This window comes from Embleya sp. NPDC005575 (assembly GCF_040605455.1).
Taxonomy (GTDB): Bacteria; Actinomycetota; Actinomycetes; order Streptomycetales; family Streptomycetaceae; genus Embleya.
The window spans coordinates 1-15304 of sequence record NZ_JBEXCV010000184.1; the positions used below are offsets into that span (position 1 = coordinate 1).

The 15304-nt window shown below is 71.2% G+C and carries 14 protein-coding genes; 3 read left to right on the top strand and 11 right to left on the bottom strand.

What is annotated here, in order from left to right:
• Window positions 1-100 precede the first annotated feature (100 nt).
• From ABZS54_RS37070 to deoC, 3 genes are read right to left on the bottom strand one after another with little or no spacing between them, the layout of a single operon-like run.
• The gene (locus tag ABZS54_RS37070) at window positions 101-979 is read right to left on the bottom strand and encodes an aldehyde dehydrogenase family protein (RefSeq protein WP_355546314.1); all 879 of its coding nucleotides are present in this window, start codon (window positions 977-979) and stop codon (window positions 101-103) included.
• On the bottom strand, window positions 972-2408 hold the full coding sequence (locus ABZS54_RS37075) for an aldehyde dehydrogenase family protein (RefSeq protein ID WP_355546316.1): 1437 nt from the start codon (window positions 2406-2408) through the stop codon (window positions 972-974). Before ABZS54_RS37075 ends, ABZS54_RS37070 begins: the two co-directional genes overlap by 8 nt.
• 5 nt (window positions 2409-2413) lie before the next feature.
• Window positions 2414-3388 carry a deoxyribose-phosphate aldolase gene (gene deoC, locus ABZS54_RS37080; RefSeq protein ID WP_355546318.1) on the bottom strand — a complete coding sequence of 325 codons (975 nt, stop codon included), beginning with the start codon at window positions 3386-3388 and terminating at the stop codon, window positions 2414-2416.
• Window positions 3389-3482: 94 nt separating this feature from the next.
• Here deoC and ABZS54_RS37085 point away from each other — a divergent pair, with 94 nt between their 5' ends.
• Window positions 3483-4067 carry a PH domain-containing protein gene (locus ABZS54_RS37085; protein ID WP_355546320.1) on the top strand — a complete coding sequence of 195 codons (585 nt, stop codon included), beginning with the start codon at window positions 3483-3485 and terminating at the stop codon, window positions 4065-4067.
• A gap of 98 nt (window positions 4068-4165) precedes the next feature.
• Here ABZS54_RS37085 and ABZS54_RS37090 read toward each other — a convergent pair whose 3' ends face one another.
• The 5 genes from ABZS54_RS37090 to ABZS54_RS37110 all read right to left on the bottom strand — a co-directional run bounded on the left by ABZS54_RS37090 (window position 4166) and on the right by ABZS54_RS37110 (window position 8661).
• Window positions 4166-4507 (bottom strand): hypothetical protein, encoded by a 342-nt coding sequence (locus ABZS54_RS37090; protein ID WP_355546322.1) that lies wholly within the window; start codon window positions 4505-4507, stop codon window positions 4166-4168.
• Between the two features lie 212 nt (window positions 4508-4719).
• Window positions 4720-6414 carry a phospho-sugar mutase gene (locus ABZS54_RS37095; protein ID WP_355546324.1) on the bottom strand — a complete coding sequence of 565 codons (1695 nt, stop codon included), beginning with the start codon at window positions 6412-6414 and terminating at the stop codon, window positions 4720-4722.
• 52 nt (window positions 6415-6466) lie between these two features.
• Window positions 6467-7276, bottom strand: a complete 810-nt coding sequence (locus ABZS54_RS37100) for a purine-nucleoside phosphorylase (RefSeq protein WP_355546326.1) — start codon at window positions 7274-7276, stop codon at window positions 6467-6469.
• A gap of 271 nt (window positions 7277-7547) precedes the next feature.
• Window positions 7548-8048, bottom strand: a complete 501-nt coding sequence (locus ABZS54_RS37105; RefSeq protein ID WP_355546328.1) for a hypothetical protein — start codon at window positions 8046-8048, stop codon at window positions 7548-7550.
• 172 nt (window positions 8049-8220) lie between these two features.
• The gene (locus ABZS54_RS37110) at window positions 8221-8661 is read right to left on the bottom strand and encodes a gamma-glutamylcyclotransferase (RefSeq protein WP_020552649.1); all 441 of its coding nucleotides are present in this window, start codon (window positions 8659-8661) and stop codon (window positions 8221-8223) included.
• Between the two features lie 36 nt (window positions 8662-8697).
• Between ABZS54_RS37110 and ABZS54_RS37115 the strand changes: the two genes are divergently transcribed.
• Window positions 8698-10116, top strand: a complete 1419-nt coding sequence (locus ABZS54_RS37115; protein WP_355546330.1) for an NAD(P)H-quinone dehydrogenase — start codon at window positions 8698-8700, stop codon at window positions 10114-10116.
• A 517-nt stretch (window positions 10117-10633) separates the two neighbouring features.
• Window positions 10634-11488, top strand: a complete 855-nt coding sequence (locus ABZS54_RS37120) for a DeoR/GlpR family DNA-binding transcription regulator (RefSeq protein WP_078975593.1) — start codon at window positions 10634-10636, stop codon at window positions 11486-11488.
• Between the two features lie 21 nt (window positions 11489-11509).
• Here the strand turns inward: ABZS54_RS37120 and ABZS54_RS37125 are convergent, their stop codons facing one another.
• The 3 genes from ABZS54_RS37125 to ABZS54_RS37135 all read right to left on the bottom strand — a co-directional run bounded on the left by ABZS54_RS37125 (window position 11510) and on the right by ABZS54_RS37135 (window position 14601).
• Window positions 11510-12277: a hypothetical protein gene (locus ABZS54_RS37125; RefSeq protein WP_355546332.1), complete on the bottom strand. Its 768-nt coding sequence runs from the start codon at window positions 12275-12277 to the stop codon at window positions 11510-11512.
• Window positions 12278-12404: 127 nt separating this feature from the next.
• Window positions 12405-14174 carry a biotin carboxylase N-terminal domain-containing protein gene (locus ABZS54_RS37130; protein ID WP_355546334.1) on the bottom strand — a complete coding sequence of 590 codons (1770 nt, stop codon included), beginning with the start codon at window positions 14172-14174 and terminating at the stop codon, window positions 12405-12407.
• 214 nt (window positions 14175-14388) lie between these two features.
• Window positions 14389-14601, bottom strand: coding sequence for a hypothetical protein (locus ABZS54_RS37135; RefSeq protein WP_355546336.1), 213 nt, complete (start codon window positions 14599-14601; stop codon window positions 14389-14391).
• Between the last annotated feature and the right edge of the window lie 703 nt (window positions 14602-15304).

Genomic DNA, 15304 nt, shown 5'->3' on the forward strand with positions numbered 1-15304 from the left:
GTTGTTCTATTTTAGCCCGTGTCCCTTACACACCGCCCGTCACCCACGTGGGTGACGGGCCGGCGGTCCGTCGTGATGCACCGGGCGCGTGGTCCGGCGATCAGTATCCGGTCGGGTGCCAGACCGTCCGGATCTCGGTGAACGCCAGCATCCGACCCGTCCCCGGGTCGGCGGACCAGTCCGGCTCCTTGGCCTCGGGGCGCAACACGCGCTTGAGGTTGTCCGCCGCGGCGATCTCCAGGTCGCGCGCCGACGCGACGCCCGCGTCCGGCGCCACGCCGGTCAGGTCGATCGCGTTGACGTCCTGGTGGGACGCGAGCGTCGGGGCGATCTCGGCAGGGTGACCGGTCAGGATGTTGATCACGCCGCCCGGCAGGTCGGACACCGCGAGTACCTCGGCGAAGGACAACGCGGGCAGCGCCGAGGCGCCGGCCGCGAGCACGACCGCGGTATTGCCGGTGGCGATCACGGGCGCGACCGCACTCGTCAGGCCCAGCAGCGACGAGCGCTGCGAGGCGATCACCGCGACCACGCCGGTGGGCTCGGGCGTCGACCAGTTCGCGAAGGGGCCCGCGACCGGGTTGGCACCGCCCGCGACCTGGGCGAGCTTGTCGGTCCACCCGGCGTACCAGACCCAGCGGTCCACGGCCGCGTCCACCGACGCGAGCGCCTTGGTCCGGCCGATTCCCTCGGCCTCGGCGACCTCGGTCGCGAACTGCTCGCGCCGACCCTCCAGCATCTCGGCGATCCGGTACAGGATCTGGCCCCGGTTGTAGGCGGTGGCGCCGGACCAGCCCGGGAACGCCTTGCGGGCCGCGACGACCGCGTCCCGGGCGTCCTTGCGACTCCCGCGCGGCGCGTTCGCCAGGGTCCGGCCCTTGCTGTCGGTCACCGCGTACACCCGCCCGCTCTCGGACCGGGGGAACTTGCCCCCGACGTACAGCTTGTAGGTCTTCAACACCTCAAGGCGCTCAGACATCGAGGTAGGCCTCCAGCCCGTGGCGGCCACCCTCGCGGCCGAAGCCCGACTCCTTGAACCCGCCGAACGGCGAGGCCGGGTCGAACTTGTTGAACGTGTTGGTCCACACGACGCCGGCCCGCAGCCGCTGCGCGGTCCACAGGGCCTTGGCGCCCTTTTCCGTCCACACTCCCGCGGACAGGCCGTACGCGGAGTTGTTCGCCTTCTCCACCGCCTCGGCGGGGGTGCGGAAGGTCTGTACGGTCAGCACCGGGCCGAAGATCTCGTCCCGGGCGATCCGGTGCGCCTGGGTGACGCCGGTGAACACCGTCGGCGGGAACCAGAAGCCCTTGCCGGGCAGCTCGCCGGCCAGGGACCAGCGCTCGGCGCCCTCGGCCTCGCCCGCCGTGACCAGTTCCCGGATCCGGGAGAGCTGTGCGGCCGAGTTGATCGCGCCGACATCGGTGTTCTTGTCCAGCGGGTCGCCCACGCGCAGCGTCTTGATCCGCCGGGTCAGGCTCGCCAGCAGTTCGTCGGCCACCGACTCCTGCACGAGCAGGCGCGAGCCGGCGCAGCAGACCTGGCCGCCGTTGAAGAAGATGCCCTCGACGATGCCGTCCACGGCGGAGTCGATCGCGGCGTCGTCGTAGACGATGTTCGCGGCCTTGCCGCCGAGTTCGAGGGTGACCCGCTTGCGGGTGCCCGCGATGGTGCGGGCGATCTCCTTGCCCACCGCGGTCGAGCCGGTGAACGCGACCTTGTCCACGTCCGGGTGGGCGATCAGCGCCCGCCCGGTCTCGCCGGCGCCGGTGACGATGTTCAGCACACCGTCCGGCAGGCCGGCCTCGACACAGATCTCGGCGAACCGCAGCGCGGTCAGCGGGGTGGTCTCGGCCGGCTTGAGCACCACGGTGTTGCCGCCCGCGAGGGCCGGCGCCACCTTCCAGGCCAGCATCAGCAGCGGAAAGTTCCACGGGATGACCTGGCCGGCCACGCCGATCGGCTTGGGATCCCTTCCGAAGCCGGCGTGCGCGAGCTTGTCGGCCCAGCCCGCATAGTGGAAGAAGTGCGCCGCCACCAGCGGAATGTCCACGTCGCGCGACTCGCGGATCGGCTTGCCGTTGTCGATCGACTCCAGCACCGCGAGCTCGCGCCCGTGCTCCTGGATCAGCCGGGCGATCCGGAACAGGTACTTGGCCCGCTCCGCGCCGGGCAGCGCCGACCACGACTTGAACGCTTTGCGCGCGGCCTTGACCGCGCGGTCCACGTCCGCCTCGCCGCCGACCGCGATCTCGGCCAGCACCTCCTCGGTGGCCGGGTTCACGGTCTTGAGCCGACCGCCGTCCGCCGCGTCGGTGAACTTTCCGTCGATGAACAGCCCGTACGCCGGGGCGATGTCGACGATCGCGCGCGACTCGGGCGCGGGCGCGTACTCGAATGGGTTGCCCATGGGTGTCAGTCCACCGTCACGTAGTCGGGGCCGGAGTAGCGGCCCGTGGCCAGCTTCTGGCGCTGCATCAGGAGGTCGTTGAGCAGGCTGGAGGCGCCGAGTCGGAACCAGTCCGGGTCCAACCAGTCCGCGCCGACCGTCTCGTTGACCAGCACGAGGTACTTCATCGCGTCCTTGGTGGTGCGGATCCCGCCGGCCGGCTTGACGCCGACCTGGCGACCCGTGGCCTCGCGGAAGTCGCGGACCGCCTGGAGCATCACCAGAGTCACCGGCAGCGTCGCGTTGACCGCGACCTTGCCCGTGGACGTCTTGATGAAGTCGGCACCCGCGAGCATCGCGAGCCACGACGCGCGGCGCACGTTGTCGTACGTCGACAGTTCACCGGTCTCCAGGATCACCTTGAGATGGGCGCTGCCGCCGCCGGCGGCCGCGCTGCGCGCGCAGGCGGCCTTGACGGCGACGATCTCGTCGAAGACGGCCCGGTAGCGCCCGGCGAGGAACGCACCACGGTCGATGACCATGTCGATCTCGTCCGCGCCGGCGGCGACCGCGTAGGCCACGTCGGCCAGCTTGACGTCGAGTGAGGCACGCCCGGAGGGGAACGCGGTCGCGACGGCGGCGACGTGCACGCCGGAGTCGCCGAGCGCGGTCTTGGCCTCGGCGACCAGGTCGCCGTAGACACAGATCGCGGCGGGCCGGGGCGCGTCCGGGGCGCCCGGGTCCGGGTGCAGCGCCTTCGCGCACAGGGCCCGGACCTTGCCCGGGGTATCGGCACCTTCCAAGGTGGTCAGGTCGATCATCTTGATGGCGAGGTCGATCGCGGCGACCTTGGCATCGTTCTTGATCGAGCGTGTCGCGAGCATTGCTGCCCGCGCTTCGGTTCCGACCCTGTCGACGCCGGGAAGACCGTGCAGAAAGCGTCGAAGGGCCGCTTCGGACGAGGTGACCTCGGCCGGGTCGGCGAGAATTGCAGACGGCATGCTCACAAGACGAGCATATCTACTCGCGTAGCGTCGGGCCCAGTGGTCCGGTCGAGCCAAACCCGAGCGGTGCCGTGCGGCACAATCACCGGACATGAGCAGCGACGAGGACATCACCACGTATCGCTCCCGGCCGGCGATGGCCGTCGGGGTGCTTCTGATCGCCGTCGGGATGTGGATGGTGATCGACACGCTGATCCGCGGCGAGGGTCGAACCAAATGGCTCGCCGTCGCCGTCGTGATCTTCTTCGCGATCCTGGTGGTCGCGCTCACACTGCGCTCGGCCGTGCTGGTGGGGCCGGAACGGCTGGTGATTCGCAACCCGTTCCGCACCATCGTGGTGCCGTGGGGCGCGGTGGAGCGGGTCCGGGCCGAGTACTCGATCGAGGTGCGCGCGGACGAGAAGGCGTTCCACATCTGGGCCATTCCGGTCTCGCTGCGCGAACGCAAGCGGGCGCTGCGGCAACAGGGCCGCGCGGCCGCGGAGGACCCGTACGGCCACGGCACCCACGATCTGCCCCAACTCTCCCGCGCCGACCAGGTCGTGGACGACCTGCGCGGGATGAGCGAGCAGTTCGCCAAGAAGTCCACCGGCCCGGTCCAGGTCCACTGGTCCCCGGAAATCCTCGGCGGCCTGGCGATCTCGGGCGCCGCCGCACTGCTTCTGGGCCTGCTCTGACCCCGAGAACCGAGCCGGCGGGGCGCGCCACGCCGAAGTCACACGGGAATCCGGCTCGGCCGGCGCCACAGGCCGGCCGGGTCGCGGCCCGGCCGAATTCACCGTGCGCGCCGCCGCAACACCCGCGCGGCGCTGTACAACACGATCAGTGTGCCGCTCACCGCAAGTGCGGCGACCGTGACGTGGCCACCCCACGGCCCGCCGATGTCGGGTCCACCCCACGCGCTGATGTCCTGCGCGGAGGAGTGGAAGAGCGTGTCGGCGCTGCCCGAGAGCAGCGGGTAGGCCACGCCGAACGCGAGCATCGGCAGGATCAGCACGCCGCCGAGGAAGGTCGCGAGTGCCGGGATCGAGCGCCCGGCCTTCGCCCATTGCCAGACATGCCGCAGGCGAGCGCGCACGGAAGGGTTCCGGACGGAGGAGTGGGTCAGGGTGGTCATGGCGTCCTCTCGGGGCCGGGGGTCGACCGGACCCTTTCACGATCCGCCGGCAGCCCCGATGCGCACATCCACCCGAAGGGCCACGTCGACCCCGTACGCGGGTACCACCAGCCCCTGCGACCGGGCCCCGGGGTTGATCCGCCGACGGGGCGGGGTGGCCGATCGGCCACCCCGCCCCATCGGTTCGTCGGTCCGCATCGATCGTGGGCGCGCTACATGCCCAGCGTCGTGGCCAGGTCCCGCTTCAGCCGGTCCAGCGCCGCGTGTGCCGCCACGCGGGCGGCGTCGATGCCGATCTCGGCGATCCGCTTCGGGTCGACCACGACCTCCAGGTAGGCCTTGAGCTTGGGTTCGGTCCCGGACGGCCGTACCACGACCCGACCCGCGAGCAGGTCCGCGCCGTCGCCGGCCAGCGTGTAGCGCAGGCCGTCGGTGGGCGGCAGGCCGTCGGCCGCCGGGTACAGCAGGTCCTCGGCGGTTGCCACGGCCAGGTCGCCGAGCGTCTTGGGGGTCCGCTCGCGCAGCCCCCGCATGGCGTCCGCGATCCGTTCGAGACGGTCCACCCGCACCGAATACTGGTCGGTCGCGTACAGCCCGTACCGGCCGGCGATGTCGTCCAGCAGGCCGGGCAGCGTCCTGCCGTCCCGCTTGGCGCCGGCCGCGAGTTCGGCCAGCATCAGCGCGGCGGTGACGCCGTCCTTGTCGCACACCCCGGTCGGGTCCACGCAGTAGCCCAGCGCCTCCTCGAACGCGAAGGCCAGGTTCGGCACACGCGCGAGCCACTTGAAGCCGGTCAGGGTCTCCGTGTACGCCATGCCGTTCGCCCGCGCGATCGCGCCCAGCAGCGAGGAGGACACGATCGTGGTGGCCAGGATGCCGTCGGTGCCCCGGCGGGCGACCTCGGCGCCGAGCAGCGCGCCGACCTCGTCGCCGCGCAACATCCGCCACCCGCCCGCGACGGTCGGATCCGGCACCGCGACCGCACACCGGTCGGCGTCCGGGTCGTTGGCGATCACCACGTCCGCGTCCTCGGCGAGCGCGGTGCGAAACGCGAGGTCCATCGCCCCGGGTTCCTCCGGGTTCGGGAACGCCACGGTCGGAAAGTCCGGGTCCGGGTCCGCCTGTTCGGGCACCGGTCGCACGTCCGCGAAGCCCGCGCGATCGAACGCGCCGAGCATCACGGTGGTGCCCACGCCGTGCATCGCGGTGTGCACGATGCGCACGTCGCGCGGCCCGGCCGGGTCGACGACGGTCAGGGCACGGTCGAGGTAGGAGTCGATCAGCGCCTCGCCGAGCGTCTCCCAGCCGTCTTCGGCCATCGGCACATCGGCGAGCGAGCGGACCGCCGCGATGTGCCCGGCGATCTCCGCGTCGGCGGGCGGCACGATCTGCGACCCGTCGCCGAGGTAGACCTTGTAGCCGTTGTCGCGCGGCGGGTTGTGGCTCGCGGTGACCATCACCCCCGCCACGCAACCCAGATGCCGGATCGCGAAGGCGAGCACGGGGGTGGGCAGCGGCCGGGGCAGCAGCAGCGCGTGCAGCCCGGCCGCCTCCATGACGGCGGCGGTGTCCCGGGCGAACACGTCGGACTTGTGCCGCGCGTCGAACCCGATCACCACCGCGTTGCGCGTCGCGGCGGGGGCGGCCGTGTCGGTGACGTACGCGGTCTTGAGGTAAGCGGCCAGACCCGCCGCGGCGCGGATCACCACCGCGCGGTTCATCCGGTTCGGTCCCGCCCCCAACTCGCCGCGCAACCCCGCGGTACCGAACTGGAGCAGTCCGGCGAAGCGATCCGCGAGACCCTCCCGGTCGTCCGTTTCGAGCAACGCTTCGAGTTCGGCCCGGGTGTCCGGGTCCGGGTCCTCGGCCAGCCAGGCACGCGCGATCTCGATGACATCGCTCAACACGGACTCCTCGGTGCGGAAGGGATCGGAGAGGGCGGGACAAGCCTGCGGACGCTCAGATGCGCGGCAGGACCTGGGTCAACAGTCGGCCCATGCGCTCGGCGGACGCGCGTCCGGCGGCCAGGACCTCTTCGTGGTTGAGCGGTTCGCCGGTCATGCCCGCGGCGAGGTTGGTCACCAGCGAGATGCCCAGGATCTCGGCGCCGGCCTCGCGTGCGGCGATCGCCTCGATGGTCGTGGACATGCCGACGAGGTGCCCGCCGATCGCGCGGACCATGCCGATCTCGGCCGGGGTCTCGTAGTGCGGGCCGGGGAACTGCACGTACACGCCCTCTTCGAGGTCGGGCTCGACCTCGCGGCACAACGCGCGTAGCCGCGGCGAATAAAGGTCGGTCAGGTCGACGAAGTTGGCCCCGACGATGGGCGACGTGGCGGTGAGGTTGATGTGGTCGCTGATGAGCACCGGCTGACCGGGTACGAAGGACGGCCGCAGGCCGCCGCAACCGTTGGTCAGCACGACGGCCTTGCAGCCGGCCGCGACCGCGGTACGCACGCCGTGTGCGACGGCGGCGACGCCGTGCCCCTCGTAGAGGTGGGTGCGGCCGAGGAAGACCAGCGCGCGACGGTCGCCGATGACCAGTGAGCGGACCGTGCCCGCGTGGCCCTCGACGGCGGGCGGCGGGAAGCCGGGCAGCTCGGTGACCGGGAACTCCTGTTCCGGCTCGCCCAGCATGTCGGCGGCGGGCACCCAGCCAGAGCCCATGACGAGCGCGATGTCGTGCGTGGCGGCACCGGTGAGCCGCTGAAGGCTTTCGGCGGCCTCGGCGGCGGCCGTGTACGGGTCGTGGCTATCCAATACGTTCACATCGATGAGCGTAAATGCTGCACCTGCGAACAACGCGAGTGGGGTCTATGCGCGTAGAAGACTGTGATACGACCGCAATGACAGCGGGAGACGATTGGCACCGGCATGTGGCTATATGCCCGTTCATGGGAGTCGGTCGAGGCGGGCCGAGCCCGGCCGGGGTCGATCAGGTCCGACCGGCTCCCGTCGCCCGGTGGGCGTGGGTCGGGTGAGCGCCGCGTCGGGTTGATGGGCCGGTGTCGGGTGGCATGGTGCTCGCCCGCTCCCGGATCTACGGTCCGGGCGGCGTGGATTTCTCGCCGGGGACCTGGGCCCGCCAGTGTGCCGGTGCGTCGGGGCCGGGGAGATAGGGGGCGCGGCCGGTCGCGCCGGCCCAGGCGTTCCAGACGGTGGCGAGTTTTGCGTCGTACTCGCGATCGCGCTGAAACAGTGCGTCCACCGGGACCGCCAGGTTCAGCACCTTCCCGTCGGCGAGCACGAGCTGGATGGTGCGGCTGCCCAGCAGGCGACGTTCGCGCACGTGTGCGACTTCGGACCAGTCCAGGTGCCGGGTGCCGTAGCGGCGCCAGGTGATGCCCAGGGGGGTCACCCGTGTGTCGAACCGGGAGAACAGCAGGAAGTTCAGCAGGAACAGGGGGGCCAGGAAGAGCGGGTAGCGGCCGTCGGACCCGCCGGCCGCGAATTCGAACACGGACAGCGCGGCGAACAGCGCGGGGAGCAGGAGGTACACCCAACGCTGCCGAAAACGCAAGGTGAAACGGATCTCCGACACGGCGCGCTCCCCGGACTGGCCAAACCGACGGGCCGAGTCTGACAGGGCGTCGGGCATCGCCGCACGCGGGCCCGCCGACCCGAGCACCCGAAGGGTGCCCGTGCGGCGAGCGGGCGGGCGATGTGGGTTCCCCACGGGGGCCGGGCCGGCCGGGTGTGGTCGGCCGTGCGGCCTACGAGCAGGGGCGGTTGCGGAGTTCCTTGACGTAGTCGTCGGGGGCACCGGCGGACTCGGCCGACTCGGCGACCATGCCGAGGTAGCGCGCCGAGGGCAGGCCGCCCTCGTAGTCGTTGAGGACGTACAGCCACGCCAACTGCTCGCCGAAGAGCGACTCCACCCGGACCCGGACCTTGCGGTAGAGGCCCAGCGGCATGCCCTCCCAGCGGTCGAGGTCGGGCTCGTCCATCTCGGCCAGGTCGTACAGCGCGACGAATACCTGGGACAACTCGTCCTCGACGACCGTGGCCAGCGATCCGTCCCAGCCCAACTGCTCGCCGCCGAAGGTCAGCCGCCAGCCGGGCAGCCAACCGGTGTGGCGCAGAGGGGAGTGTGGGGCACGCCGAGCCATCTGCCGCGCGTCGAGGTTGCTTGCGTACGCGGCGTAGAGGGGCATGGCCGCAGCCTACGCGACGCGCGGGCATGGGAGAGAATGACACCCGTGACTCGGATTGTGATCGTAGGCGGAGGACCCGGCGGGTACGAGGCGGCTTTGGTCGCGGCACAGCTCGGAGCCGAGGTGACGGTGGTAGAGCGCGAAGGTGTGGGTGGTGCGGCTGTACTGACGGACTGTGTCCCGTCCAAGACCCTGATCGCCACGGCCGAGGTCATGACGAACTTCGCCGACTCGCACCACGAGCTCGGCATCTACGTCGACGACGGCACCCCCGGCACGCTGGATCGCCCGATCGTGGGCGTGGACCTGGGCGTGGTCAACCGGCGCGTGCTGCAACTGGCCAAGGCCCAGTCCAACGACATCGCGCAGAGCGTCACACGCGCCGGCGTGCGGGTGCTGCGCGGCACCGCCCGCCTCGACGGGCCGCGCCGCGTGGTGGCCGACCTGGCCGACGGCACCGAGCGCTCGCTGGACGCGGACGCGATCCTGATCTCCACCGGGGCCCACCCGCGCGAGATCCCGGGCGCGGAGCCGGACGGCGAGCGGATCCTGAACTGGAAGCAGATGTACGGCCTGTCCGAACTGCCGCGCGAACTGATCGTGGTCGGCTCCGGCGTCACCGGCGCCGAGTTCGCCGGCGCGTACCAGGCGCTCGGCTCGAAGGTGACCCTGGTCTCCAGCCGCGACCGGGTGCTGCCGGGCGAGGACCCGGACGCGGCCGAGGTGCTCGAAGGAGTGTTCCGTCGGCGTGGCATGCGGGTGATGTCGCGCTCGCGCGCGGAGAGCGTCAAGCGGGACGGGGACAGCGTCATCGTCACGCTGACCGACGGTCAGATCATCGAGGGCAGCCACTGCCTGGTCGCCGTCGGCGCGATCCCGAACACCGCGGGCATCGGTCTGGAGGAAGCGGGCGTCTTCCTCAAGGACACCGGACACGTACGGGTGGACCGGGTCTCGCGCACCACCGCGAACGGGGTGTACTCGGCGGGCGACTGCACCGGCGTGTTCGCGCTCGCGTCGGTCGCGGCGATGCAGGGCCGGATCGCGATGTACCACATGCTCGGTGACGCGGTGGCCCCGCTGAACCTCAAGGCCGTGTCGTCGAACGTGTTCACCGATCCCGAGATCGCCACGGTGGGATATACCCAGGCCGCGATCGACGCGGGCGAGATCGACGCGCGCGGTGTGAAGCTGCCGCTCTCGCGCAACCCGCGCGCGAAGATGCAGGGCATTCACGACGGTTTCGTGAAGCTGTTCTGCCGCCCGGGTACCGGGATCGTGGTCGGCGGTGTGATCGTGGCGCCGCGCGCGAGCGAGTTGATCCACACCGTCGCGCTCGCCGTGGACCTGCACTTGACGGTCGACCAGATCGCCAGCGGATTCACCGTCTACCCCTCCCTTTCGGGCTCGATCGCGGAAGCCGCCCGGCAATTGCACCGGCGCGAGCGTTCCTGACCGGTCCGGGGCGAATCGGCCGGGTCGATCCCGGGGTGCCGGCGATCCCGCCGTGACCATCGCGCCGCGCCGATCTTTATCGGCGCGGTCCACCCCGGGGCGATCCCGAGTTCAAGATCGATGCGGCGTCAAGATCATTGCAGCCGGGGGCGGGTGGCCTCCGGCGTGCGAGGGGCGCGCGGAATTCGGATTCCGCACTCCCGGGGACTCCACTTACGAGTGGCTTTTTCTCGAACATCCGCTGTGCTCCGAGGCCGCCGCGCATACTCGAATCGGACCGGGTGTGATCGCCGCCTCGCGGTGTGTTCCACAACCGCCGAGCCCGACTGACGCGGAATCAAAATCGGTGTACGCAACGGTATCCGGCTCCGGGTGAGCAGCGTTATGGTTGGCCCTTCCGAACGCTGCGGCTTTGCTGTGCCCGGAAACCGAAGCGGTCTTATCACTTTGATGAACAAGTTCGGGTAAGAGTCGCAAGCGGCTGATAAGAGCCGGTCGTTCGCGTTACCTTCGTCACGTGTTCGCAGCAGAGCGTCGTCAACTGATTCTTGAAATGGTGCGGGCCAACGGAGCGGTGTCCCTACGGGAACTCGCCCGGGTGGTCCAGACGTCCGAGGTGACGGTTCGGCGGGACGTGCGGGCCCTGGAAGCCGAAGGGCTGCTCGACCGTCGGCACGGTGGAGCGGTGCTGCCCGGTGGGCTGTCCCGTGAGCCGAGCTATTCGCAGAAGACCCACCTCGCGGCGGCGGAGAAGGCGGCCATGGCCGACCTCGCGGTCTCCCTCGTCGACGAGGGGGACGCGATCGTCGTGGGCGCCGGCACCACCACGCAGGAGCTGGCCCGCAGGCTGGCCCGGATCCCGGGCCTGACCGTGGTCACCAACTCCCTCCTTGTCGCGCAGGTCCTCGCCCACGCCAATCGGGTCGAGGTCGTGATGACCGGCGGCACGCTGCGCGGGTCGTCCTACGCGTTGGTCGGCAGCGGAGCCGAGCAGGCCCTGGCGGGTCTGCGTGTGCGTCGCGCGTTCGTGTCCGGCAACGGGCTGACCGCCGAGCGTGGCCTGTCCACCCCCAACATGCTGTCCGCGAGCGTGGACCGCGCCCTGATCCAGGCCGCCCACGAGGTCGTCGTCATGGTCGACCACACCAAGATCGGTGTGGACACGATGTTCCAGACGGTGGCCCCCGAACGCATCACCCACCTCGTCACCGACGAGGATGCTCCCGGCCCGGAGAGCGAGGCCCTGGCCGAACTGGGCGCACAGGTGCACATCGCCCCCCTCCCGCAGCGGGCCGTTCCCGGCGCCCGCGCGGAGTTCAACGGGGAGCGGATGCGGGACATGCGCGTCCCGGGGGTGATGCCCGACCAGTGATCACGCGCGACGGATCAGGGATCACCCGCCGCCTGCCCGGCGCCCCCCGGGCAACGCGTTTCGCACGTGTTCGACCAGGTCGCCGCCGAAGGCCCCGAACCCCGTCGCCGACCACACGCTTCGATCCTCCGGGACCTCGTAGTAGGCCAGGTATGCGCCATCCGCCACCCGCTGGGTGAGTACATCCGCCATGGTGCGCTCGCTCGCGGCGATCAGGCACGCGTGGCACGCGGGCACGGACAGCCGAGTCCGGCCGCGGATGGCCCACTGCAGCCGGCCGAACGCGATCCCGTGCAGGGGGTTGAGCACGCAGACCGAGACGCGGAACGGGTCGTCGTCCGCGTCCTCCCCGTGCGTGTCCCCCGACAGCGCCCGCCCGGCTCGGTGCGCGGCCACATCGAGCGCCCGGACAGCGTGTCGGACAAGCACCAGGACCCCCGCGAGATCGGGGAGATCGTCGGCATCGCGCAGCACCCACGCAGCAGCCTCACACGCGTCCAGAGCCCGAATCTGTGCCGCCAACGAGGCCGGATGCGTCGCCGGTACGAGCGCCTGGGTCCGCTTCGCGAGATCCGCGAGTCGAGCGTCGGCCTCGATGCGCAATGCCGCGACCGACTCGGCCCGGGCCCGTTCGTACAGCGCGGTGGCAATCGTGCCCATCGCCGCCCCGCCGGGCAGGGCCGCCCCGCCGGGCGAGGTCGCACGTCGACGACTCGACCACCGCATACCCACGGCGGCCCCGGTGCCGCCGGCCGCGAGTGCCGTGGCGACCATGAGCCAGGCGTCCATGCCGCCCCCTTCGGCCCGGTCCGCGGACGCGAACGCCCCGCGCCGAATTCTCGGGCGGGGGCGTTCGTTGTGCGTCGTACTCGGCGATCCGGTCGGGGGCCCTATCGCAGCCGGTCCTCGACCCCGATCAGTCCTTGATCTCGCAGAGTACCGCGCCGGACGTGACCGTCGCGCCGACCTCGGCGACCAGGCCCTTGACAGTGCCCGCCCGGTGGGCGTTGAGCGGCTGTTCCATCTTCATCGCCTCGAGGACCACGATCAGCTCGCCCTCGGCGACCTGCTGACCCTCCTCGACCGCGACCTTGACGATGGTGCCCTGCATCGGACTGGCCAACGAGTCGCCGCTCGCCGCAGCGCCGGCCTTCTTGGCACCGCCGCGCTTGGGCGCCTTCTTCCCCGCGGCCGGGGCCGCACCGGATGATGCGCCGAGGCCCGCCGGGAGGGTGACCTCGAAGCGCCGACCGTTGACCTCGACCACGACGGTCTCGCGCTCGCCGGCCTCCTCGGCCGCCTCCGCGCCGCCGCCGAACGGGGCGATCGTGTTCTCGAACTCGGTCTCGATCCACCGGGTGTGCACCGTGAACGGCTCGGTCGAGCCGTCGAGCTCGGGCGCGAACGCCGGGTCCACCACCACCTCGCGGTGGAAGGTGAGCGCGGTCGCCATCCCGTCCACGACGAACTCGTCCAGCGCGCGCTTGGCCCGCTGGAGCGCCTGGCCGCGGTCGCGACCGGTGACGATCAGCTTCGCGAGCAGCGAGTCCCACGCCGGACCGATCACCGAGCCCTGCTCGACGCCCGAGTCCAGGCGTACGCCCGGGCCGGACGGCGGCAGCCACTTGGTGACCTCGCCGGGAGCGGGCAGGAAGCCGCGCCCCGGGTCCTCGCCGTTGATCCGGAACTCGAACGAGTGGCCGCGCCGCGGCGGGTCGTCGTAGCCGAGCTCCTCGCCGTCGGCGATCCGGAACATCTCGCGCACCAGGTCGATGCCGGTGACCTCTTCGGTGACCGGGTGCTCGACCTGGAGACGGGTGTTGACCTCCAGGAAGGAGATGGTGCCGTCCTGGCCCACCAGGAACTCGCAGGTCCCGGCGCCGACGTAGCCGGCCTCCTTGAGGATGGCCTTCGACGCGCGGTACAGCTCGGCGTTCTGCTCCTCGGTGAGGAACGGCGCGGGCGCCTCCTCGACGAGCTTCTGGTGCCGGCGCTGAAGCGAACAGTCGCGGGTGGACACGACCACCACGTTGCCGTGGGTGTCGGCCAGACACTGGGTCTCGACGTGCCGCGGCTTGTCCAGGTAACGCTCGACGAAGCACTCGCCGCGACCGAACGCGGCCACCGCCTCGCGCACCGCCGAGTCGTACAGCTCGGGGACTTCTTCGAGAGTGCGGGCCACCTTGAGACCGCGCCCGCCGCCACCGAAGGCGGCCTTGATGGCGATCGGCAGGCCGTTGGCCTTCGCGAACTCCACCACTTCCTCGGCGCCCGAGACCGGGTCCGGGGTGCCGGCGACCAGGGGCGCGCCGGCCCGCTGGGCGATGTGCCGGGCGGCCACCTTGTCACCGAGATCGCGGATCGCCTGCGGCGGCGGTCCGATCCAGACGAGGCCGGCATCCAGCACGGCCTGGGCGAATTCCGCGTTCTCCGACAGGAACCCGTATCCGGGGTGGATGGCGTCCGCGCCGGCGTCCTGGGCGGCCTGCAAAACCTTGGCCACGTCCAGGTAGCTCTCGGCCGGAGTGTTTCCGCCGAGCGCGTGGGCCTCGTCGGCCACCCGCACGTGCAGAGCATCCCGGTCCGGCTCGGCGTAGACGGCCACACTGGCGATGCCGGCATCCCGGCATGCTCGGGCGACGCGGACCGCGATTTCCCCACGGTTGGCGATGAGTACCTTGCGCACGATCTGGCTCCCTCCTCAACTGCGGAGAGTCTAGGGATTCGAAGGCGGGCACAATTCGCCGCCCCACCTCGTCATGGGTACGGCAACCCGCCATGTTCATGGCCTGCGGTGGAGCTGCCGGCCACGTTGCCGGTGGGGTCAACGTACTCCGAACGTGATGGGCACCGATGCTCGGGTACAGCTGAAACGTGTTCCAGTTTTTTGTCGGGTCCCGTCAACCGCCCAGACAGTCACCACCGGCGGACCGTCCGAGCAGTCGGCTTTCGGGCACGTTCGCGCCCGCCATCTTCCCGCAGTGCTTGCAGGCTTTGGCCCACGGATTGCCGGTCGGCCCGTCCGGCCCGTACTGATACACCCACTCGTGCTCGTCGTGACCCTCGGCACACATGTCCCACGCATTACCCGTTTCCCGCACGTCTCGCGCCATCGACCCTCTCCTCGCACTACCCCGCACAACCCTGCGGTGCGCAGGGTACGAGCAGGCGCCCCCGGAAGAGACCGAAACACACAAACCATCCGGTGTCGGGTCGCCTGGCGGCGGGCGCGGCAGGGGCTGGGTCGCGGGCCATGAGCTCACGGGTGGGCCACAACGTGCGATGCGCCTGGCGGCGGATGGGGGTAGAGGAGGGGCGCAGGCCGCGACCGCGCGAGTGGGGGCGAAACGTGCGACTCGCCTGCCGGCGGGCCGGGCGCGGGGGGCCGCGCGGGTCGCCGGCTGCGAGCGCACGCCGGGGCCGGCATGCAGGCCGGTGCGCGGATGGGGGTCGAATCGTGAGATCCACCTGACGGTGGTCTGGGCGCGGGTGGTGCGGATTGCCCGCCCACGAGCGCGAAGGAGGCGAAGAGGTGTGACTCGTCTGGGACGGGCCGGGGGTCCGCCGGCGTAGGTCGTCCGGCAGCGGGTCGCGGGCGGGCGGTGTGCATGCGCGCTGCGCGCAGCAAAGAGCGAAACGCGTGAATCCCCCAGCGGCAGCCCGATGACGGTATCCGGGTGTGAGCCGGGCGGGCCGAACGGCGCCGGGACGGCCGCGGGCGAGCTTCCGGTGCGACCCGGTCGGGAGATCGACCTCCCAAACCCGCGCGTCGACCGCTGCGGCGAGGGTCTTCGGGCCGACGCCCGAAGGCGAGAA

What these genes read in the sequence shown, in the direction of transcription:
- ABZS54_RS37070 (WP_355546314.1), bottom strand. Translation starts at nt 979, where the DNA reads ATGTCTGAGCGCCTTGAGGTGTTGAAGACCTACAAGCTGTACGTCGGG.
- ABZS54_RS37075 (WP_355546316.1), bottom strand. Translation starts at nt 2,408, where the DNA reads ATGGGCAACCCATTCGAGTACGCGCCCGCGCCCGAGTCGCGCGCGATC.
- deoC (WP_355546318.1), bottom strand. Translation starts at nt 3,388, where the DNA reads ATGCCGTCTGCAATTCTCGCCGACCCGGCCGAGGTCACCTCGTCCGAA.
- ABZS54_RS37085 (WP_355546320.1), top strand. Translation starts at nt 3,483, where the DNA reads ATGAGCAGCGACGAGGACATCACCACGTATCGCTCCCGGCCGGCGATG.
- ABZS54_RS37090 (WP_355546322.1), bottom strand. Translation starts at nt 4,507, where the DNA reads ATGACCACCCTGACCCACTCCTCCGTCCGGAACCCTTCCGTGCGCGCT.
- ABZS54_RS37110 (WP_020552649.1), bottom strand. Translation starts at nt 8,661, where the DNA reads ATGCCCCTCTACGCCGCGTACGCAAGCAACCTCGACGCGCGGCAGATG.
- ABZS54_RS37115 (WP_355546330.1), top strand. Translation starts at nt 8,698, where the DNA reads ATGACACCCGTGACTCGGATTGTGATCGTAGGCGGAGGACCCGGCGGG.
- ABZS54_RS37125 (WP_355546332.1), bottom strand. Translation starts at nt 12,277, where the DNA reads ATGGACGCCTGGCTCATGGTCGCCACGGCACTCGCGGCCGGCGGCACC.
- ABZS54_RS37135 (WP_355546336.1), bottom strand. Translation starts at nt 14,601, where the DNA reads ATGGCGCGAGACGTGCGGGAAACGGGTAATGCGTGGGACATGTGTGCC.